This window comes from Paenibacillus durus ATCC 35681 (assembly GCF_000993825.1).
GTDB lineage: Bacteria > Bacillota > Bacilli > Paenibacillales > Paenibacillaceae > Paenibacillus_AQ > Paenibacillus_AQ durus_B.
This window is the reverse complement of record NZ_CP011114.1, coordinates 3,792,900-3,812,968: the sequence shown is the minus strand read 5'-3', so window position 1 is coordinate 3,812,968 and position 20,069 is coordinate 3,792,900. Positions and strand designations below refer to the sequence as shown.

Here is a 20,069-nt window from a genome sequence, read left to right as displayed (position 1 = left end):
TAAGCTTCCCGGGTTCGTGAACGGAAACGTTTGCTGAAATCCTGCAGTTATATAAACAGAGGTGTGTAATCAAGATGTCCTATACAAAACCCGTTATTAGAGAACCATATTACGATTGTCCAACTTGGTTTGATCAAGATGTTGATCGCATAGAATTTCTTGTTTTATCTACTAACTGCAACTCATCAGAGGTGGAACTTTTCTTAGTACATCTATTTGGATATAACAGTATCAACATAGATCAATCAATGGATGATACTTTTAATGAATTGTTAGTTAAAGACTCAGTGGCTATTTTAGGTGGTATTGCCTTTTTTGAAAGCGAGAATAAACTTATTATGCCAAGTTGCTGCTGTGGCCTTGAGCAATTTAGAGATATTTATAATTCCGTAACCAAGAAAGAGAGTCCGTGGCTTGGTCATGATCCTTTCCCGGTAATTACATACATTGGTGACTTGGCTAGGGTCTGGTCTGATGACCCTGAGTCAATAGAAAGCTATTATATTGATTTTAAATATAAAGAACTTCTAGATAATCTTGAAGAATCAAAAAGAGATCTGGAGTGTTTTATTGATAAACCATTATATCAATGGATTTATCGGAAAGATCAAAGGATAGCCCAAATAATGAAAGAGAAGATGTATGAGTGGTTTCTTGTAGGTATAGACTCTTAAGATACTCGAGGAAGGCAGGAACATCAGCTAACACAGCATTCACGCGCGGGGCCTGACGATCCCTTGGTCTGCAGAAGCTAAGGCGAAGAGGTTAAGGCTGCAGACAGCCCTTCGAGGATAAGTTTTCGACCCGTCGCTAACGCACCTTAAGCTCTCAGGTTTGTGAATGCGAAAACGTTAGGCGAAATATAGTGATGATCTTAATTTAAAATCAGAACAACCTTGGAGAGGATCATGAAGATTTTTTCAAAGAAGGGCAATGATAATAAACAAGATTTATTATCTATTGAGGTTGAGATAGACAGAAGAAAAGAATACAAGAATATTTCTAAACACAAGAGAGTACTAATGCCTGTTATTGATTGGAGGATCTCCTTATATATAAACGGCCATAAACTATATGAAGATGAAGTGTTTGTAGAAGATGTTTATTTCAAATCGTTACTTTATCCGGGGAAGTATCCCATGTTTACTTGCACTTGTGGTATTTTCGGTTGTGGAGGGTATTATGTGAACGTTGTACATAACTATGAGACGATGATTTGGACAACACAACAATCACCGTTTATGGAGAGAACAATTAAGAGTTCTAATAAATTTGTTTTTTCATGGAGAAATATAATCGAATTTACAGAAGAGTTAATACAGAGATTAGAAGAACTCAAAAGTTTAATGATATCCAATAAATTAGAGTTTCGATACGATCTTGAAAAATATAAGGACATAATGCAAGAAATAAAAATAAAGAGAAGATTACAATAAAGATTGAAGTAAACTCAATGAAGTCACAATACTTTGTCTAACGTTGCATTCAACGAGCGGGCTGGGACAAGCCCGACCCTTGGTCCGGAAGAGGCATTTCAGGGAAGTAGGGACACCGGGCACATTCCAACCGGCTAAATGGCGGAGCCACCTGGCACCGCGTGCCTTAAGCCGCTTTAACGTCGTGAATGCGAGGAACGTTAACTGAAATTCCAGCAAGAGCATAATTGAGGGAGATATCAAGGGAGGAATTGATTTGCCTTGGCCTATGGTTCATTTTGCAATTTCAGAAATCTTAACGGATGGTAATTCTACTCCCGAGCTTTTATTAGGCAGTATCGCTCCGGATGCCATACATATGAGAGGCCACGTATCCAGGGAAGAAAAGGCGTGACCCATCTTGTACATAACGATAAATTACCGGCCAAGGAAGTGATCATGGAGAAGTGCCGTGAATATTTGTCGAAACGATCGGAGACGGAGTGGAAAGAATTTGTATTGGGTTATTTTTTGCATATTTATACGGATTTAAGATGGACGGATACCGTGTATGAGGATTTTGAAAATAACTATAAAGGCGAAAAAAACGATATACGGAAGACATATAACCATGAAGTTAGCCAAGTAGAATTTAATCTTTCAAGGTCGATGGATAGCACAGAAAAATTATTCGCCTTACTCTTAAAGGCTAAGGGATTTGCAATCGATCCATTTGTTACGCAGCTTGAAGTTAATCAGTATAGGGATAGAAAGGTAGAATGGCTGCAAGATTTAAAGAATGAGCCCCGAATCAAACCGATGTATTTTAAAACCGACAAAATAAATCACTTTATTAATGAAATCTCGAAACCAAAGGAGATCTATACCTATGACGACTAAATACTTCTGGGAATTAATAGCTAATTCAAAAAAGCACGGTGCAGAACAAGTAGAATGGTTAATCCAAGAATTGGTAAAGAAAGAGAATGAAGAGATCCTTGAATTCGAAATAAAGTTTAGGAATAAGTTGGAACAATCATATACATCTTCATTATGGGGTGCAGCTTTTGTAATAATGGGAGGATGTTCAGATGATGGATTTGATTACTTCAGGGGTTGGCTAATCTCCCGAGGAGAAGAAGTATTCAATCAGGCAATAAATAATCCTGAATTTCTAGCCGAATATTTGACGGAAGATAATTTACAAGAAGATGAATTTGCACCCCAGTTGGAAGAAATATTATCAGTGTCTTCAGATGCGTACACTTATCAAAAAACCGGTACGTTCGAGTATAACGAGGATACTTACACAGATTTTTTTAATGAATTAGAAGCTCGAGGTTATACATTTGAACCAATAGATATTAAATTAGATTGGGAGGAAGAAGACCTAGAGGAAAGGTATCCTTTATTATGGGATAGATTTGGAGAGAATCCACTAACCTAGGGGACGCTTCGAAGGCGAGGACATCTTATAACAATGTGTTCACGCATCGGGGGACAAGCCCCCTCGGTCCGGAAGATAAGTCTGAGAAGTGATTGCCGGGACACATCCGCACCACCATAAGGTCAGTACGTGACCTTATGGTGGTGCGACGTCGTGAATACACCAACGTTATATGCAATCAGGCAAGAGATTAAAGATCACAATATCAAATTCAAGGAGATTCTAATGATAGAGATACTAGAAGAACCAGTTGGAAATACATACAAGCAACTAATATCACTGGCATTTAACATATGCGATGAGTTCATTTTAGTCAAAAGAGATCAAATCGAATTAAGTAAAAACAGTGAATTATTAATTAAAGAATTAAAACCATATGTAACAGCAATAAGGAAACAAAATGAATGGCCAGGAACACAACTATTGGGACATAATGCGGATGTATACTATTTTGATTGCAAACCAGAATTGGAACAATTATTGACCAATAAGGCAGAAAGACTTTATCAATGGATGCAACCTGAATTATTAGAAGATTTATGTTTTTATAAAAACAAAGAAGAATGGTTAATAACCATAGCCCATGAGATTCAAGGATTTATCAAAACGACCGATCGACAAGAAATATTAAGGATTAGAGAGATCGAAGGGATTATGATTTATTAATGAGGACAAGAAAAGCGTGTGAGTACTTCTAAGAAGAGCCTGACGGCATATAACATTGCATTTACGCTGCGGACCCTAGCGGGCCCTTAGTCTGCAGAAGTTAAGCAAGGAAGTTAATGCTGTAGACAACCCTGCGAGGCTACTTCGACTTGGCAGCTGCGCTGCCTTAAGCCTCTCGGGTTCGTGAATGCGGAAACGTTATGGGAAATTGACAATGGATTATTATGAGGACTAAAGATGGACGCAAATAAACGAAAAGAAAGACTTTATATACTACTCCAAAGACAAAAGGCCAAAGAGCAAAAACAAGTATTCGATACATTATTTGAAGAATGTATTGCTGCTCTTGGAGACGGAACTATTATCTATAGTGAGAAGAAGACCGAAGAAATATATGAATTATTTGATAATGATATAGACGAAAGATGTATATCGTATGGAGTCATGGTACAAACCCAGTACTAGAAGCCGGACTTGAAAAAATTATTAAGAACATTGATGATGTCACTGCGGTATCTCCGGATGTATGGCTATATAAACCCAATAAATATGTTATTGAGTTTTTTCACGAAGGAACAATTACGAGAACTATAAGCACTAATCAAGGGACGATTAAATAAAGATAAATCGAAGAAGCAGTCAACATCCTATAACACCATATTCCTGCTGCGTCGCTTACGCTCCTTGGTCTGCAGAAGTTTAAGGCGAGGAGGTTAAATCTGCAGACAACCCTGGCGGGTTCAGGAATACAATAACGTTATCCGAAACACCTAAAGTAAAATATTTAAGGGGAATTTTTATTGCAATTCATAAAATTAAATACCCAACTTTATAGACTACTTGACGACGTAGTTCAAGAAGAATCCTTGAGTAAGGGATTCACATATACTGGAGTACTTGATGTTTTTAGTTATTGTCTATCTGAAGAAGAAGCTAAGATATTGATCCATCCATATGAATATCATTTAAAGCATGAGGATAAATTTATAAACTTATTTAAGTCCTTGTTTAAGGAACGAGGTTCGTCAAATTGTTTCGTTCATTTAGGTGAATCTATAGAAGAACTACCGAAGATGAATCGTGGGCTAATAACCCAAAAGGAACTAAAGAAATTAAACATTATAAGGAATCAAGCGAGTAAGATCATACAAATCGAGGACATTAATGAGATCGAACTATTTCTAAAATTATCAACAAGAGAAATTCACTTTTGCGACTATATTTTTAATTATGGAGAGTCAGTGATAAGAGGTAACTTCGATCTTAGTTTCCCGATTCATTATAAAAATAAAGAGTATCAAACAATAATTGAACAGAATAATTTGTATGTACGATAAGGCAAATATGAAATCCAATAAGGCTTGATGAAAGAAGTTTTTAAAGATGATAAACACGACTAATGATTTATATGAGTAAGTTCAGGAAGATAGGTGAATCGGATAACAATGCATTCACGCTGCGGGCCATTCGGCCCTTGGTCTGCTGAAGTTAAGGCAAAGAGGTAACAGCTGCAGACAACCCTGCGAGGCTAAGTCTTCGACTCGGCAGCTTTTCTGCCTTAAGCCTCTCGGGTTCGTGAATACAACAACGTTATGTGAAATCAACGGAAAGATCATGAAATGTTCTGAATAGGAGGGATTTTGTGGGGCTCATACTGGAAGAAAAGACAAGGCGGAAAATCGAGGAAGGCAAAAGGGCTGTATTTACATTGTCTGCATATACTTATGATTTTCAACCTGATAACAATGAAGGCTGCTATACTTGTAATATTAGACTGTTTGATATCAATAACCATATTGTTGATGAGTATTATAGGCACTTTCTCGTTAGTGACTATAGTGACAATCATTATAAACGATTTATTTCAAAATTTTGTGGAGACATAAATTACCGGGAACAGTTCAATATCAAGAAGGATACCGTAGAGCGACGTAACAATAATGAAATTGATGAGGAAATTGTAGACATAATAAATAGATTAAACTTAATGGGACTTCGAACTAAATATTCTTGTCAGGGCACTAAGACTCCATGGAAGGACAGGCCGCATAAAAGTGATGGACACAGTATAACGGCATATATAACTTTTCAAGAAAATTTGCCGAAACAATTCATAGTACTGGCTAGAGAATGTGATTTTATTGATGTTAACACCACGACAATTCAATCTAAGCGTCGTGAATTTAATACACATTTTCCCGAATGCGTGACCAGAATAATAGATAAGTTGGAATCCGTGAGAAGTAATCATTGAAAGGGCTCTCCTAGTTATTTGAAGATGTCGTTTACATCACATAACAATGCATTCACGCAGCGGGACTCTCCGAGTCCCTTGGTCGCCAGAGGGATATCAGGGGAGCGATTCAGGCGACAACCCTGCGAACCTAACCGCGTCGCAGCCGGGCCTATGGCCCTTAAGGCTCTCCGGTTCGTGAATGCGGGAACGTTAGGCGAAATACCTGCAAGTATAAAGGATCATAAAAATACATAACCTACCGTGTTTCTGTAAGAAAGGAGCTGAAATACAATGACTAAATTGGTTTTATTTAGTGATCAATTAAAAAAAGAAAATGTTGAATTGAATCGTAGATTGATCAGTTTGTTCGAACATAAGACACCTTCAATCGGGTATATACCTTCATGTTCCGATTTGCATAGAAAGTACTTTCAAGCAACATCTGAATATTACAAGAAGCTAGGGATTGCAAAAATCGATTATTTCGACTTGGATGTAGAGTATGATGGAGACACATTCTCTCACATATTCGATTATGATGCGATTCATTTATCGGGTGGAAACACATTTAATTTTCTAAACCTTTTAAAGAAACGAAAAATAATCGAATCAATTCGTTCCTACGTGAATAGTGGAGGAATTCTAATTGGCGTCAGTGCTGGAAGTATCATGATGTCAAAGACAATTGAGCTTGCTGGGTATGGTGAAGATGCTGATCAGGATCATGTTTGTCTTGATGATTTGAATGCTTTGGGTTTAGTTGATTTTCAATTTATGCCGCATTGGGATGAATCGGAAGAAACAATAAAATTACTAAGAAAATATGCAAGAGAAAGAAACACTATTGTTTATGCTTGTAAAGATGGTGATGGAATTGTAATAAACAATTCAAAGGTTGAACCAATTGGTGGCCTACAAATCATAGAACCAAATCAATAGTTTAAGCTATTTCAATGAAGTCAAGTGCATCGCCTAACACCGTATTCATGCGGCGTGCCTCACGGCCCTTGGTCTGCAGAAGGTTAAAGCGAGGAGGTTATGAACTGGCAGACAACCCTGCACTGGCTAAGTCCGTCGGACCCGGGGCTGGCGCCCCTTAAGCATCTCAGGTTCTTGAATGCGGGAACGTTATGTGAAACCTATGCAAGAATAGTGAGGAAAGGAATGAACTGAAAATGTTCGTTTTAAGATTTACTCAAACTCTATTGAAAGATATGAGGGCTACCCCTCAAGAGAATGAACTCGAATTCCCTCTTTTTAGCTGGCATGCAAATATTATTCGATTGAACAATCGGAAACATATCCTACTTATCAATGATTTAAGTCGGTTGAGTGTGATAATAGATGGAGTTAGGGCTACACAGTTAAATAATTTAATAGGTAAATTTCTGTCGGCACTTTTGGACTATCTGGTAAGCGAAGGAATTGAACAGAAATTAATAGCGTCGTATATGAGAGACGGTTCAGAAGTGAGGGTATCAAAAACTAATAATAGAAGTGTCTTGGGTACAATGAAAGAAATAACAATGTATAGTACAGAAACGCAAATGGAATTTGAAAGTAAGGAAGAGCAAATGAAATGGCTAAATAGATTAATCTACAAACCAATTGACTATAAGGAACCAATAAATGTATTTAAGGAAGCTATTGAAAGGAATTATTTGTAAGAGTACTCAAGGAAGGCACAGGCATCACATAACAATACATTCTACGCAGCGGGCCTTGACGGTCCCTTGGTCTGCAGAAGCTACGGCGAGGAAGTAAGGCAGCAGACAACCCCTGCACTGGCTAAGTCTGTCTGACCCGGCGGCTGGCGCCTTAAGCCTCTCGGGTTCGTGAATGCCAGAACGTTATGTGAAAGATGCAGCATATATAAAGAGCTACAAACACTATAAGGAAATTGGGAGAGCATATCATGAAGCTCAACGCCGAGTTCCTGAAAGGCCGGCTGAATTTCAGCAGGGAGTTGATCGAAGGATGATTTTTGTTTTATCATGGAAGGGACACCTCTTCTGTGATTTAGTGATTGCGGACACTTTCACTCTATCAAACGAAGCGGTGTTTTTCTATTTTGACAAGCGAATTAGTTTATGATGGCTAAACTCATGTCTGTTCTGGAGTTATACTAACTTTGGCTCTGCGAAAGTTGAGTTATTTAGATTAAAAGAATTCAACTTAGAAAACATGTAAGGGTTTTTTAGTATTTGTAAGAAGTCGAATGCATCGCCTAACACGGTATTCACGCAGCGGGCGCTGACTGCGCTTGGTTTGCAAGAGGGCTTTCAAGGAAGCGGAATCAGCAGATAACGCTCTCGGGTTCGTGAATGCTAAGAGGTTTTACGACATTAATGCAGATACATATTCCAAGGAGTGGATTCGAAAATGCCTTTAGAAAAAGCAGATTTAGAACTCATTGAGGTAGCACAGAACACAATAAAAAAACTATACAAAGATGGCAAGCACCACATCGGGGCAGCGATTAGAACAAAAACAGGGAAAATATACTCGGCGGTACATTTAGAGGCTTATATTGGACGGGTATCCGTATGTGCCGAAGCGATTGTAATAGGCAAAGCCATATCAGAAGGAGAAAGTGATTTTGATACGATCGTAGCCGTAAGACATCCTGATCCCACTCAAAAGGAACAAAAGATAGAAGTAGTATCGCCCTGCGGAATCTGCAGGGAACTGATAAGCGATTATGGAACAGAGACACAGGTCATTTTAAAGGGAACTGATAATTATATAAAGAAGAAAATTCACGAATTATTACCGGATAAATATATAAGAACAGAATAAAGACTAAAATTAGTTAGGGGAGTCTATCCTGAAATAACGTTATTTCATCATCAGATGGTGCCGCGTAAGCGACATGAATGTCTAAGAAGATATTAACATCGTATAACATAACATTCACGCGACGGGACCTTACGGTCTCTTGGTCTCCAGAAGCTAAGGCGAAGAGGTTATATCTGCAGACAACCCTGACGGGTTCGTGAATACCGGGACGTTATCAGAAATAGTTACAAGGAGTTTAGAAAGGATTTATAAAAGATGGATGATTTATTAAATCGTTTGCCAAGAGACAAACATGACTTCGAGAGAGTAAACGACTTGAAAAAACTAGATAAAGAAGAATTGATATTACTCATTCCGAATTTATTAATGTGGCTACAAGACATAAACTGGCCAATAGCTATTGAGATATCAAAGTTGTTACTAACAATTCCCGAAGAGGTAATTCCCTATGTTAAAGATGTCCTCCAAGGAGATGATGACATTTGGAAAGAATGGTACCTAAGATATTTTGTAATGCATTTACCTATTGAATTAAGACAACAACTACAAGAGCAAATTCAGCGAATAGCTTATAAACCAACTAAGGGAGAAAAAATTGAAGAAGTACATATTACAGCTAGAGAATTGCTAGGGAATTAAGCTAATTTGTAGGTGGGTTCATAGAAGGTAATTACATCTAATAACATTCATTCGCGCTGCGGGTTCTGACGGGCCCTTGATCGCCGCGAGGCATTTCGGGGAAGTGTATTCAGGCGACACACCTGCACTACATAACCAAGTCGCTGCCGGTCGTGATGCAGTTGAGCTGTTGGATCTGTTTTTCTGAAAGGCCCGAATAAATAAGAAGGAATGTATATCAAATGAAGAACTATAAAACCTATGGTGCACCGCCTTATACCACATTTTTAATTCACGGAGGACCTGCAGCGGCTGGGGAATTAGCTCCACTATCCAAAATATTATGTACTGAAATAAGTGTTGTCGAACCTTTTCAGACTAAGAGATCCATAAATGAATTACTTACTGAAATGAAAGAAGTTATTGATGAAATAGGGATTGCTCCAGTTAATTTGGTTGGTTATTCATGGGGGGCTTGGCTATCTTTTATCTTTTCTTCAGTTTATCCGGAATTGGTATATAAGTTAATACTTGTAGGAAGTGGACCGTTTGAAGAGAAGTATGTTCAGGAAATGATCCAAACGAGAATAAGCAGAATGACAGATTTAGATAAAATAAAGCATGATGAAATTATGGAACAATTAAGCAAAGAAGAAGTAGACAGAGCCGAAATTTTGAGTGAATTTGGGAAATTAATGTCAAAGATAGATAACTATGATTCAATACCTACTGAACCAAATAATATAAATATAGATTTCGAAATTTATGAAAGTGTATGGGGAGAAGCAAGTATATTAAGAAAGAATGGGAAGTTACTTGAATACGGAAGGAATATCACTTGTCCAGTAATCGCAATTCATGGTACTTATGATCCTCATCCATACATGGGGGTAATTGAACCGTTATCGAAAATAATAAAATATTTTAGATATGAATTAATTGATCGCTGCGGACATACGCCTTGGAAAGAACGATATGCAAGAGATGTATTCAAAACATTATTACTTAAAGAATTCTCCAGATAAGAAAAGCCTTTTATAGACGCTAAGAGAAAGGAAAAACATGAAAACAAAGATCATTTTATTCTTACTTGGATTAGTGATTTTAACCAGTTGTGCAGCTCATGGGAATCAGCAAATTCGGGTTAGAACACCTACGGAGCAGGAATTGGAACGTTTTTTAAGTACAGAAGGAGTTAAAGCATTAACAGTAAAAAACTACAAGGATCATACCATCATTCTAGGTGATCACTCTGTGTACACCTTGTCCATAACAGCGGATAACGAATTTCAGTATGTAGGAAGCTCATGGAGTGGCGGGCCGGACCGGATAGTTGTAACGGCTGTATCACATGAGACCCCTTTTATCGGAGTTATCATTCATCGAAGTGATGTACTGGAGCAAGGCAACAAAATGAAAATAACATTTGAAGACGGGAATTCGGTTGAAAAGATTATGCACCATGAAAAAGCTTATATTGTCGATCATCCCCTTGGAAAACGGACTAATTCCTCAAAAGCCATAGTAGAAGTATTTAATGAAAAAGGCGAAATGATATATAGGAATAACTAATAGAAAAGGGCTATATTACGATGGTGAAATTTCAAAGAAGTCTTTTAGTAAAAGCCTTCCTCGGAGTTGTTTTAAGCATTTTTAATATAATATGGATTTATTTCAACGGCACAGCGCTGGCCATATTCGTTTCAATACCTTCGGCTGCAGTCCTTCTAGTTATTATTGGTAACCATTACCTAGTGTCTCATGACACGGTGACCAAATACTTTTTTGGCTATAGACTTTTTGAAATTGCTATTCACGAAATAGATTTCATCGAGTTTTGCAGCGTAAAAAAATTTGGCCAGATCGAAATTAAAGTAGCAAGCCCGGAAGAAGATTATTATAGATTGCATCTAAAAAATGGTAAAATTATAAAAATACATTCATATTATACAAACGAAAGAATAACTATAGGGGACTATATATGTAAAAATTATAAGGTGAAGAAGAAAGAAACAAAGAAAACCAAATATTTTTATGGTTCCTAATGTTTAAGGTAACTTAAAAAGACATTAACATCGGCTAACACCAATTGAGGTTAAGTTTACGATACGAATGGGAAGTTTCGGAAATGTCAACAGAAATCATAAAAAAACCAGAAGATGTTCTTACGATGTTGGATTCATTAATGAGAGAACCAGCACCATTTTGGAATCATTTTTATAGTGATAGAACGAAGAGAATACCTTTTTTTGTAGAATATCCTGATGAGAATTTGGTTTCTTATATTGAATCTGGAATGTTAAACAAAGGACGAATGTTAGAATTGGGATGTGGGCCTGGAAGAAATGCAATTTATGCAACACTCAATGGATATGCCGTAGACGCCATAGATATATCGGAAGAAGCGATAACCTGGGCCATGGAACGAGCGAAAGAAAGGAATATTAGTGTCAATTTTGAATGTAAATCTGTATTTAACCTACAATATATGGAAGAGTTTGACTTCGTTTATGATTCGGGCTGTTTGCATCATTTGTGGCCGCATAGGAGAGTTGGATATATTCAGATGATATCTAATGCTCTCAAATCAAAGGGGTATTTCGGATTAACTTGCTTCGCTCCAGGATTTACTGAGATAGGTGGAGCATATGAACTCACTGATTGGGAAATTTATCGGGAAAGAAGTATGAAAGGCGGGCAAGCCTATAGCAAAGAAAAATTGATAGATATTTTAGGGGATTATTTTGATTTAATCGAGCTCAGAGCGATGAATGAATGTAACGATTTAGATATGAAATTCGGTGTACCATTTTTATGGGCTAGTCTTTGGAGGAAGAAATGAAGTAGTAGTAACTCAAGGAAGGCTTCAACTTACGTAACACCGTACTCCTGAAGCGGGCCTTACGGCCCTTGTATCCACTAGAAGCTAAGAAGCCAGGGAGTGGAATCACGCAGATAACCCAGTACCACCTAACCGCGTACCGGCCAGTTTCCTTCAAGACCTTAAGGTGATGAGGGTTCGTGAATACAGTAACGTTAGGTGAAACTCTCGAAATCAAATAAAGAAATGGAGTAAAATGACTCGATGAAGAAGTTAATAACAACAACTATTAGTATTGCCGCACTTGTAGGCATTCTAATCGGTTGTACAGAAAATCATAATAATGAAGCTACGGATAGCTCACACATTCCAACCATTGAACAAAAAACTGAAAGTGGTTCGATACCCACAAAGAAACCAATACTTCCAGAAACAACTCTATCTGTTGCCCCAACGACCAGTATAGCTCCGACTACAACTCAAGAAGTATTAAAAGTGCAAACTCCAAAAGAAAACAATGAGCAAAAGAAAAATAACATGAATTCAATAATACCAGAGGGATGGGATATTTTTGAACGCGTTAAAGGAGAACCAGTTATAGTTGAAGGTGATTTAAATAAAGATAATATTTCAGATTTTGCTACAATAATTCAAAAGACTTTGGTTAATCAAACGGTGTCTCCAAGGTCACTATTAATTGCATTCGGCAATAAAGATAATACATATTCGATATCAATAATCGCCGATAAGGTCATCTTAAAAGCTGATGAGGGAGGAGTATGGGGAGACCCTTTTGATAGTCTTATCATTAATCGTGGTTCTGTCATAGTTAGCGATTATGGAGGAAGTAATTGGAGATGGTACAATAAATATAGATTTAGGTATCAAGATAATGATTGGTTTTTAATAGGTGTAACAATGGGAAGTTACTTTACTGGAATAACAACAATTGACAAAGCTGATGAAGACGACATCAATCTATTGACAGGAGATTACATACAACGAAGAACTGACGAAAAAGGAAATACAACCACTAAAAAAGGAAATCGAGGAAAAAAAGAATTAATTAGATTAAAAGAATTCAACTTAGAAAAAATGTAGGGGCTTTTAGTATTCTAAGAAGTCGAGTGCATCGCCTAACACCGTATTCATGCAGCGGGCCGTTTGGCCCTTGGTCTGCAGAAGCTAATACGAGAAAGTTATGTCAGGCAGCAACCTTGCGGATTCGTTAAATAATAACGTTAGCTGAAAGATACGTAATAAATGAATAAAACCATTACAAGGAGATTTTCGCTATGCAAGTATTGTTCATAATAATGATGGTGTTGTTCTCGGGGTCTATACAATCTTCTAATTATAAATTTTATATAGCAGACGGACCCTCAATGGCTCCAACTATATTAGCTCAGGATCGTATAACAGTTGATCCAACTTATTATAAAGAGCATAAGATTGAGCGTGGTGACATAATAATATTTACTACCTCAGTAAATGAGTCTAAATACATAAAGAGAGTAGTAGGATTAGCGGGTGACAAAGTTAAGATATCTGATAATAAACTTTATGTTAATGACGTATTACAAGATGAGACGTATATACAGGAAGAGGTTTCAAATAATAGTCAAATAGGTGAGAAATACAATTTAGATTTTCCAGAGACTAAAGTACCTCAAAACTCAATTTTTGTTCTAGGTGATAATCGTAGAGACAGTGTGGATAGTAGAATAATGGGGGCAATAAGTGTTGACAAAGTACTAGGTAAAGTAATAAAAATACGACCATCATCAGTAAGGTAATTCGAACAATTGTATTTTAATTTGGGTAAATCCATATGCTGAAGGAATGAACCAAACAAGCCTGCCAATTACCTTGATAATGTTAGCCCTTCCGAGCGTTTTATTTGAGATAGGCCAACTTTTTAACAGAAGTACTATTCTATTAATTTCATTCATCTGGAGCTTTCCATACAGTATGTATATGTTTAAAAAATGAGGAGAAAAATATGTTTAGATTCTTCAAGAAGAAGAGGATTACATTAGAAGATCAAATAAACACTCTTAATGAGCTCGGAATCCGTTTAGGCAGTAATATTTCTATTGATTATTTGTTAGAGCACTTCGATCGAGAAGAATATGAACAGAATCCGTACTATACATTGCTGACAATAATGGGTGGAGAATTTGGTAACGATTTTTGAACTTAGAACAAGACTGCATTATAAGTTTTTGTACTTTTGATCAATATAAGAAACTAAATAAATTGATGAAGTATAAGTTCGAATTTATAGCGTAGTCAGGAGGTATTTATGGAAGAAAAACAATCACAATACATAAATTACATCCAAGAAAAATACCCGGATATCGAAATAAAGCAAATCAAGTCTAACTTAACGGATGGTCTCCATAACGATGTGATCATAATCAATGATAGGGATGTTTTTCGTTTTGCCAAACACGATTTTAGTAAAAGCCTTTTGCATAACGAATACAGGGTACTTCAAATTGTGAGACAATTTGTTGACATGCCAGTACCTAATCTAGAACTGATTGATGAAGGAGTTTCAAAGTATTCCTATATTAAGGGGAAGCCCATCTATCGGAATAATATTTTGAAATTAAATGAAGCCATTCAGGATCTTATCGCTCATCAACTAGGTCTATTTTTATCTCAGCTGCATTCCATTCCAATGAGTATAATTCAAGAAAATAATATTAGTGCGTTTCCTGGTAATGGAACTCAAGAATCATATAAGGATTTATATTCAAGAATAGAGAATACACTATTCCCACATATGAAGAGTTATGTCATTGATTGCATTCAAAATATCTTTCGTCCTGTATTTGAAAACAAGAATTTCCTTGATTACAGTCCAACATTAATACATGGGGATTTAGCTCCATACCACATCCTTGAAGAAGCAAATAATCTGATTGGCATAATTGATTTTGGTGTGTCAGGTTATGGTGATCCGGCTCATGATGTAAGTGTTATTCTTGATACTCTAGGAGAGGGATTTCTAAAGAGAGTAAGTAAGTACTACAATGATATGGAATCACTAATGGATAGATCAAGATTCTATGCTAATGTTTCTTCAATAAGGTGGGCGCTTATAGGGTTTGAGAGTAATGATGTTTCATGGTATTTAAATCACTTTTTTACAGCAAAAGATATAAGTCCTTATGGTCTAACCTAATTGCGTATAAAAAATCTAAATACGAGGAGAAAAAATGAAAATAAATAGGGAATCTATGCTGCGCTACGGCGAGAAGGATTTCGATGAGGACTACATCAATTGGGGATTTGATGAAGAGAATGAGCAAATATTTATAGCCTCTCAAATGTTATCTGTGTTCCAGTCTTCAGGAAAAGACATTATTGATTTAGCGTGTGGTTTATCCAGATATCATAAAGTGTGGTTATGCAAGGACTATAATGTAACCGGTGTTGATTTATCCGAAACGTTTATTGAACAATCTGCATATAACAACCGTGATTTTCCAAATGCTAACTATTTGGTCCAAGATATCAACAGCCTAGACTTCAAAGAACAATTTGATATTGCGACATGGATTGATCCAATTGAGATTACAGCTAAACCGGTTAGAAACATCTTCAATTCTTTGCGAAGTGGAGGAATGTTCATCTATGAGATGTGGAACGAGAACTTTGGTAAGCAGAAACAAAGATATACTTTCAACAAGACATGGACTTTAGAAGGGGGAATCTATAAATTAATCCGTCACGAGTATAATCATGCAACCTCAACCATTGAACATGAAGAAACCTATATCAATACAAATACTGCTGAGATAACAATAAAGTATATCGATTCCAAAACAGTAAATACCCATTGTACAAGAGAGTTATTGCTTGCTGCCGGTTTTGGCCGAATTGAGATGACAACATGGGATGGAAAGCCTTTTGACCCGATTGACGATACTACAGAACGATTTCTAATGATAGGATATAAAGATTAATCACAATAATTCATGTTATGGGGGGGATATGCTAGATTTCCCCGATTTTATGAAGAATAAAATGAATCAGATTAGTAAAAATGATCAAAATACAGAAGATATTGATGGATATTGTTATGAAGGTCGGCGTCAGATAACACCGCATTCCCACTCCGATCTGTACAGCTCTTCGTCTCCATAGGCTTTCAGGGAAGGTTGAATCAGCAGATAAATCTGACTATCAAAGTCCGTCGGACCCGGGGCAGGCGCGCCCCTCGAATGCTGAATTTCTTAAGAAAAATTAACATTTGAAAAAGAACCTTTAAACTATCGGAGAACGTTAGCAATATTTAAAAAGGCTGCCGGAATGGTCATACCCCTGTCAAGTAGACAATGAAAAAAGGCTAAGCAGCCAGCGCGTGCCGGTACTCAATCGGTGCGCGCTGTTTGAGTTTGGCCTGAAATCGCTGGTAATTGTAAAAATAGATATACTCCTCCACTGCTTGATGTATCTCGGTTTCTGACTTACACTGGTGGAGGTACAACTTCTCCGTCTTGAGATGCGAAAAGAAGGATTCGATGCAGGCGTTATCCAGGCAGGTTGCTTTGCGAGAGTGGCTGCCCTTGACGCCGAATTCCTCGAGTCGCGTGTTGTACGCCGCAGACGTGTACTGGAAGCCCTGATCCGAGTGGAGCACGGCCCCGGACACGTCTCTTTTTCGTGTCCATTGTTCGACCGTATCCAGGACGAGCTTGACGTCATTTCGCTCTGAGATCTGCCAAGCCACAATCTCATTGTTAAACAGGTCCTGAATGGCGGACAAGTAATAAAAGCGCGCACCGTCTGAGATATACGTAATGTCAGTCACCAGCTTCTGCTGTGGCCCTGCCGCATGAAACTGACGCCTCAGCCGGTTCGGGTAGACCACAGAAGGCGTGTAGCTCGAGTACTTTCGTTTCTTCCGGATCACCGAGGGAATCGACAACTCCTTCATTAGTCGCCATACTTTCTTGTGATTGACGAGATAACCCGCCTCCCGTAAAGCGGTTTTCATCCGGGGATATCCGAAGTAGGGATGAATCAAGTGAATCGCTAGCATATGCTCTTTGATTTCATGATCCCGCGAATGAGTTTCTTTACGCTTTGACCCGCTTGCTCGCCACTTGTAGTAGCTGGCTCTAGGGATTCCGGCAATGGCTAACAGACGTGTCACGCCGTGCCGGTCGCGTAACTCCTCTACGATTTGGTAGTTGTCCTGCGGACGGGGGCGACCTCCCTGACCAGATTTGGGTACCGCTTTTTTAGATAATCTACCTGCGCTTTCAGATAATCCCGTTCTTCCTCGACGCTAGCAAATTTCGTGCGTTGCCGCCCTTTAAGAGGGTTGGTTAATCCCTTGCGGGTGTCATACGCTTCCCCCGTTTTGTACTTCTTCACCCACTCCTGAAGTTGGGTCTTACTCCGGATTCCCAGTCGGGCTGAAACCGTCGTGTAACTGCCCGTCCCCTCCAAATAGGCCTGAACCGCCGCCGTCTTAAACTCTTCTCCATAGGTTTGAAATTTCTGTCCCTTTTTGGCCATACAAATATCCCCTCCAAGTTCACTCTATCCTCATGATACCATGAGGACTTTTTTGAGTGTCTACCTGAAGGGGATAATATCAGAATGGTTTGTTCGGTGGCCTTCTGCATTTTTCATATCCTTAATTTGTTTTTTACAACCAAAACTTGACAAAAAGCAGTGTTTTAATTACTATCAAATTTGATGATTGTTAAATTTGATGCTTGTTGAACAAGGTTAGATATGAATTGAATCCAAGTGAAATCTGGGCTAAATGGGAGCAGGTATAATTCCGTAAAGGGGCGAAATAGATGCTTGATGATTATTTAAAGATTATTGACCGCTGCAGCACTCCTCATGGAGAAATTCAACTTCAACGCCGAGGAACAGAATATGAAATTATAAGCAATGGTACATTTCTTATGGCAACTTATAATGGGGAATCGGAGAAATTGCTAGTTAAAGCAGCCTTGGATGCCTGCGGGAAGGATAAATGTTCCGTGCTAATTGGCGGACTTGGTGTCGGCTACTCGTTAGCGGAAGCAATCGGTGATGCACGGACAGAACAAGTTATTGTAGTTGAAATCGAAGAAAAGATCATTGACTGGTATCGATCAATTTTTGCGGAATTTACCGGAAACGCCGTGGATAATAAGAAAGCAAACATCATTCATGCTGATCTCATTCAGTGGATATCACAAACCCAAGAGACATTTGATGCAATCTGTTTAGATATTGATAACGGGCCTGACTGGACCGTTTTTCAGGAGAATAAGTGCCTATACGGCGATGAAGGATTAAAGACTCTTTCCCGCCTTTTAAAACCCAATGGAGTTATTTCATTTTGGAGTTCTTCATCATCTGCCGATTTTTTGGAGCGTCTACATATACATTTTTCAACTGTAACCACATTGTCAATTGATACAAATCAAAGCGAAGAACCAGATTTTATATACTTATCGAAGTTATAAGAAGTAGGGGAGCCATATTGGAGCGTTGCAACAGCGAACCCAGGGAGTGAGGTGGATATAGATGATAAATAAGATACATATTCTTGGCGCGTCTGGCTCTGGAACGACTACTTTAGCGAAAGCCTTGGCAGAGAAGTTAGGATATAAGCATTTGGATACAGATGATTACTATTGGATTCCAACGGACGTACCCTTTACTAGGGTAAGACCTATTCAAGATCGTCAATCCCTTCTAAAAAAGGATCTAACCAACACTCCCCAATGGATATTGTCGGGGTCATTATGCGGTTGGGGGGATATATTTGTACCCTATTTTGATTTAGTAGTGTTCATATGGATACCTCAGGAAATACGGATTAAACGGTTAATTGAACGAGAGCAAAATAGGTATGGGAAAGAGATTGAAAAAAATGGAAGCCGATACCAATCATTCCTAAAGTTTATCGAATGGGCGTCAAGCTATGACGAAGCTGGTGTAGAAACAAGAAGCCGGGCTATGCATGAACAATGGATCTCTAAATTAAAGTGCCCTGTATTAAGGATTGAAGGGGATATCACATCAAGTGTTCATGAAAGAGTCAGTAAAGTACTGGAAATGATCAATACGACAAGAACCTAAAAAACCATACCAAAGATGAAAAAGCAGCTGTTGAAGTGCCCTGCAAAGACAAGAAGTAGGAGGCAGTATGAATCGAATATTGGTTATTGGTTCAAGCGGATCGGGCAAATCAACCTTATCTCAAAAGCTTATCAAAATACTCAATATTCCGGTAATACACTTGGATGCATATTTTTGGAATGCTAATTGGGTCCCTACACCAAATGATGAGTGGGATCAGATCGTTGAAAAATTTACGAACGAAGATCAATGGATAATCGATGGAAACTACTCAAGAACTATGGATATCAGAATTAAGAAAGCGGACTTGATCATTTTTTTGGATATGCCAAGGCTTCTATGTATGTATCGAATTATTAAACGGAGAATTAAGTATCATAAGAAAGCTAGACCTGATATGAATGAAGGATGCCCAGAGAAATTAGATTGGGAATTTGTTAAATGGGTTTGGAATTATAGAAAGAGAAGTCGAATGAACACAATAAAGAAACTTGAACATATCAGAGAAAATCAACAAGTAATCATTGTAAAAACAAGAAGACAGGTTGAGGAATGGATAGAAAGCTTAAAAAGCAACTTCTCAATCGCTCGGTGAATACACCACGAAATCAAACTCGCTTCTTATGTAGGATAAGCCCCCAATTTTGACGGTAAACGGAGTGTAGCGTTGGATAGACCCACCGCAATTCACTACGGATCCGTCCTTTTTGCGGATGATGATGCGAGCCTGCAAGAGAGCGGCGGTGAACAGTTCAATGTCTGTATCTAAACAACCCATAATTCGAATAATTCCGCCTTTCTTCCAAAATACTTTCTTCTATAATATAGGTAACTATTCGCTAAGTTGATGGATAATCCTTCCGGGGATTTCAGATTCCTGGAGCTGCCGGGCGTTTCGTGAACAGTCGCCGGAGGTTTTTCGCAGCTTTTTTAGGATGGAGCCCTCAAATCAGGTATGAT

25 protein-coding genes are annotated in these 20,069 nt (G+C 38.1%); 23 read left to right on the top strand and 2 right to left on the bottom strand.

From position 1 onward, the window contains the following. The first annotated feature begins 74 nt into the window (after positions 1-74). The 20 genes from VK70_RS17745 to VK70_RS17645 all read left to right on the top strand — a co-directional run bounded on the left by VK70_RS17745 (position 75) and on the right by VK70_RS17645 (position 15,979). Positions 75-674, top strand: coding sequence for a hypothetical protein (locus VK70_RS17745; protein WP_025694513.1), 600 nt, complete (start codon positions 75-77; stop codon positions 672-674). A gap of 234 nt (positions 675-908) precedes the next feature. Next, positions 909-1,436 (top strand): hypothetical protein, encoded by a 528-nt coding sequence (locus tag VK70_RS17740; RefSeq protein ID WP_025694512.1) that lies wholly within the window; start codon positions 909-911, stop codon positions 1,434-1,436. A gap of 390 nt (positions 1,437-1,826) precedes the next feature. After that, positions 1,827-2,315 (top strand): hypothetical protein, encoded by a 489-nt coding sequence (locus tag VK70_RS17735; RefSeq protein ID WP_233277702.1) that lies wholly within the window; start codon positions 1,827-1,829, stop codon positions 2,313-2,315. Next, positions 2,305-2,862, top strand: coding sequence for a DUF4240 domain-containing protein (locus VK70_RS17730; protein WP_025694511.1), 558 nt, complete (start codon positions 2,305-2,307; stop codon positions 2,860-2,862). The genes VK70_RS17735 and VK70_RS17730 overlap by 11 nt, the downstream gene beginning before the upstream one ends. Before the next feature lie 225 nt (positions 2,863-3,087). After that, on the top strand, positions 3,088-3,528 hold the full coding sequence (locus tag VK70_RS17725; RefSeq protein ID WP_025694510.1) for a hypothetical protein: 441 nt from the start codon (positions 3,088-3,090) through the stop codon (positions 3,526-3,528). A gap of 237 nt (positions 3,529-3,765) precedes the next feature. After that, positions 3,766-3,993: a hypothetical protein gene (locus tag VK70_RS17720; RefSeq protein WP_025695078.1), complete on the top strand. Its 228-nt coding sequence runs from the start codon at positions 3,766-3,768 to the stop codon at positions 3,991-3,993. Continuing rightward, positions 3,954-4,148 carry a CDI toxin immunity protein gene (locus VK70_RS29650; protein WP_428829526.1) on the top strand — a complete coding sequence of 65 codons (195 nt, stop codon included), beginning with the start codon at positions 3,954-3,956 and terminating at the stop codon, positions 4,146-4,148. Before VK70_RS17720 ends, VK70_RS29650 begins: the two co-directional genes overlap by 40 nt. 1,022 nt (positions 4,149-5,170) lie before the next feature. Then, positions 5,171-5,782: a hypothetical protein gene (locus VK70_RS17710; protein WP_025695076.1), complete on the top strand. Its 612-nt coding sequence runs from the start codon at positions 5,171-5,173 to the stop codon at positions 5,780-5,782. 273 nt (positions 5,783-6,055) lie between these two features. Next, the gene (locus tag VK70_RS17705; protein ID WP_025695075.1) at positions 6,056-6,703 is read left to right on the top strand and encodes a Type 1 glutamine amidotransferase-like domain-containing protein; all 648 of its coding nucleotides are present in this window, start codon (positions 6,056-6,058) and stop codon (positions 6,701-6,703) included. Between the two features lie 236 nt (positions 6,704-6,939). Further along, positions 6,940-7,431, top strand: a complete 492-nt coding sequence (locus tag VK70_RS17700; protein ID WP_036639740.1) for a DUF6933 domain-containing protein — start codon at positions 6,940-6,942, stop codon at positions 7,429-7,431. A 715-nt stretch (positions 7,432-8,146) separates the two neighbouring features. Further along, a complete protein-coding gene (locus VK70_RS17695) occupies positions 8,147-8,563 on the top strand; it encodes a cytidine deaminase (protein ID WP_025695074.1) in 417 nt (138 codons plus the stop codon). Positions 8,564-8,818: 255 nt separating this feature from the next. Further along, positions 8,819-9,202, top strand: coding sequence for a DUF5071 domain-containing protein (locus tag VK70_RS17690; RefSeq protein ID WP_025695073.1), 384 nt, complete (start codon positions 8,819-8,821; stop codon positions 9,200-9,202). A gap of 221 nt (positions 9,203-9,423) precedes the next feature. Continuing rightward, a complete protein-coding gene (locus VK70_RS17685) occupies positions 9,424-10,206 on the top strand; it encodes an alpha/beta fold hydrolase (RefSeq protein ID WP_025695072.1) in 783 nt (260 codons plus the stop codon). A gap of 37 nt (positions 10,207-10,243) precedes the next feature. Continuing rightward, positions 10,244-10,753: a hypothetical protein gene (locus VK70_RS17680; RefSeq protein WP_025695071.1), complete on the top strand. Its 510-nt coding sequence runs from the start codon at positions 10,244-10,246 to the stop codon at positions 10,751-10,753. Positions 10,754-10,773: 20 nt separating this feature from the next. Beyond that, on the top strand, positions 10,774-11,226 hold the full coding sequence (locus VK70_RS17675) for a hypothetical protein (RefSeq protein ID WP_025695070.1): 453 nt from the start codon (positions 10,774-10,776) through the stop codon (positions 11,224-11,226). Between the two features lie 83 nt (positions 11,227-11,309). Then, a complete protein-coding gene (locus VK70_RS17670; protein WP_025695069.1) occupies positions 11,310-12,023 on the top strand; it encodes a class I SAM-dependent methyltransferase in 714 nt (237 codons plus the stop codon). Between the two features lie 243 nt (positions 12,024-12,266). Continuing rightward, complete coding sequence (locus VK70_RS26630) at positions 12,267-13,103, top strand: hypothetical protein (RefSeq protein WP_025695068.1); 837 nt, start codon at positions 12,267-12,269, stop codon at positions 13,101-13,103. A 194-nt stretch (positions 13,104-13,297) separates the two neighbouring features. Further along, positions 13,298-13,798 (top strand): signal peptidase I, encoded by a 501-nt coding sequence (gene lepB / locus VK70_RS17660; protein WP_025695067.1) that lies wholly within the window; start codon positions 13,298-13,300, stop codon positions 13,796-13,798. Between the two features lie 509 nt (positions 13,799-14,307). Further along, positions 14,308-15,195 carry an aminoglycoside phosphotransferase family protein gene (locus tag VK70_RS17650; RefSeq protein WP_025695065.1) on the top strand — a complete coding sequence of 296 codons (888 nt, stop codon included), beginning with the start codon at positions 14,308-14,310 and terminating at the stop codon, positions 15,193-15,195. Positions 15,196-15,229: 34 nt separating this feature from the next. Further along, positions 15,230-15,979: a class I SAM-dependent methyltransferase gene (locus VK70_RS17645; protein ID WP_025695064.1), complete on the top strand. Its 750-nt coding sequence runs from the start codon at positions 15,230-15,232 to the stop codon at positions 15,977-15,979. A 383-nt stretch (positions 15,980-16,362) separates the two neighbouring features. Here the strand turns inward: VK70_RS17645 and VK70_RS17640 are convergent, their stop codons facing one another. Further along, positions 16,363-17,202 (bottom strand): IS3 family transposase, encoded by an 840-nt coding sequence (locus VK70_RS17640; protein ID WP_036640882.1) that lies wholly within the window; start codon positions 17,200-17,202, stop codon positions 16,363-16,365. Continuing rightward, entirely contained in the window at positions 17,196-17,540 is a 345-nt protein-coding gene (locus tag VK70_RS29570) for a helix-turn-helix domain-containing protein (protein ID WP_025695928.1), read from the bottom strand. The genes VK70_RS17640 and VK70_RS29570 overlap by 7 nt, the downstream gene beginning before the upstream one ends. 290 nt (positions 17,541-17,830) lie before the next feature. On the opposite strand from VK70_RS29570, the gene VK70_RS17630 reads away from it, so the two are divergent. The 3 genes from VK70_RS17630 to VK70_RS17620 all read left to right on the top strand — a co-directional run bounded on the left by VK70_RS17630 (position 17,831) and on the right by VK70_RS17620 (position 19,704). After that, complete coding sequence (locus VK70_RS17630) at positions 17,831-18,490, top strand: spermine/spermidine synthase domain-containing protein (protein ID WP_025694304.1); 660 nt, start codon at positions 17,831-17,833, stop codon at positions 18,488-18,490. A gap of 61 nt (positions 18,491-18,551) precedes the next feature. Next, positions 18,552-19,109: an ATP-binding protein gene (locus VK70_RS17625; RefSeq protein WP_025694303.1), complete on the top strand. Its 558-nt coding sequence runs from the start codon at positions 18,552-18,554 to the stop codon at positions 19,107-19,109. A gap of 67 nt (positions 19,110-19,176) precedes the next feature. Further along, positions 19,177-19,704: a DNA topology modulation protein gene (locus VK70_RS17620; RefSeq protein ID WP_025694302.1), complete on the top strand. Its 528-nt coding sequence runs from the start codon at positions 19,177-19,179 to the stop codon at positions 19,702-19,704. Positions 19,705-20,069 lie beyond the last annotated feature (365 nt).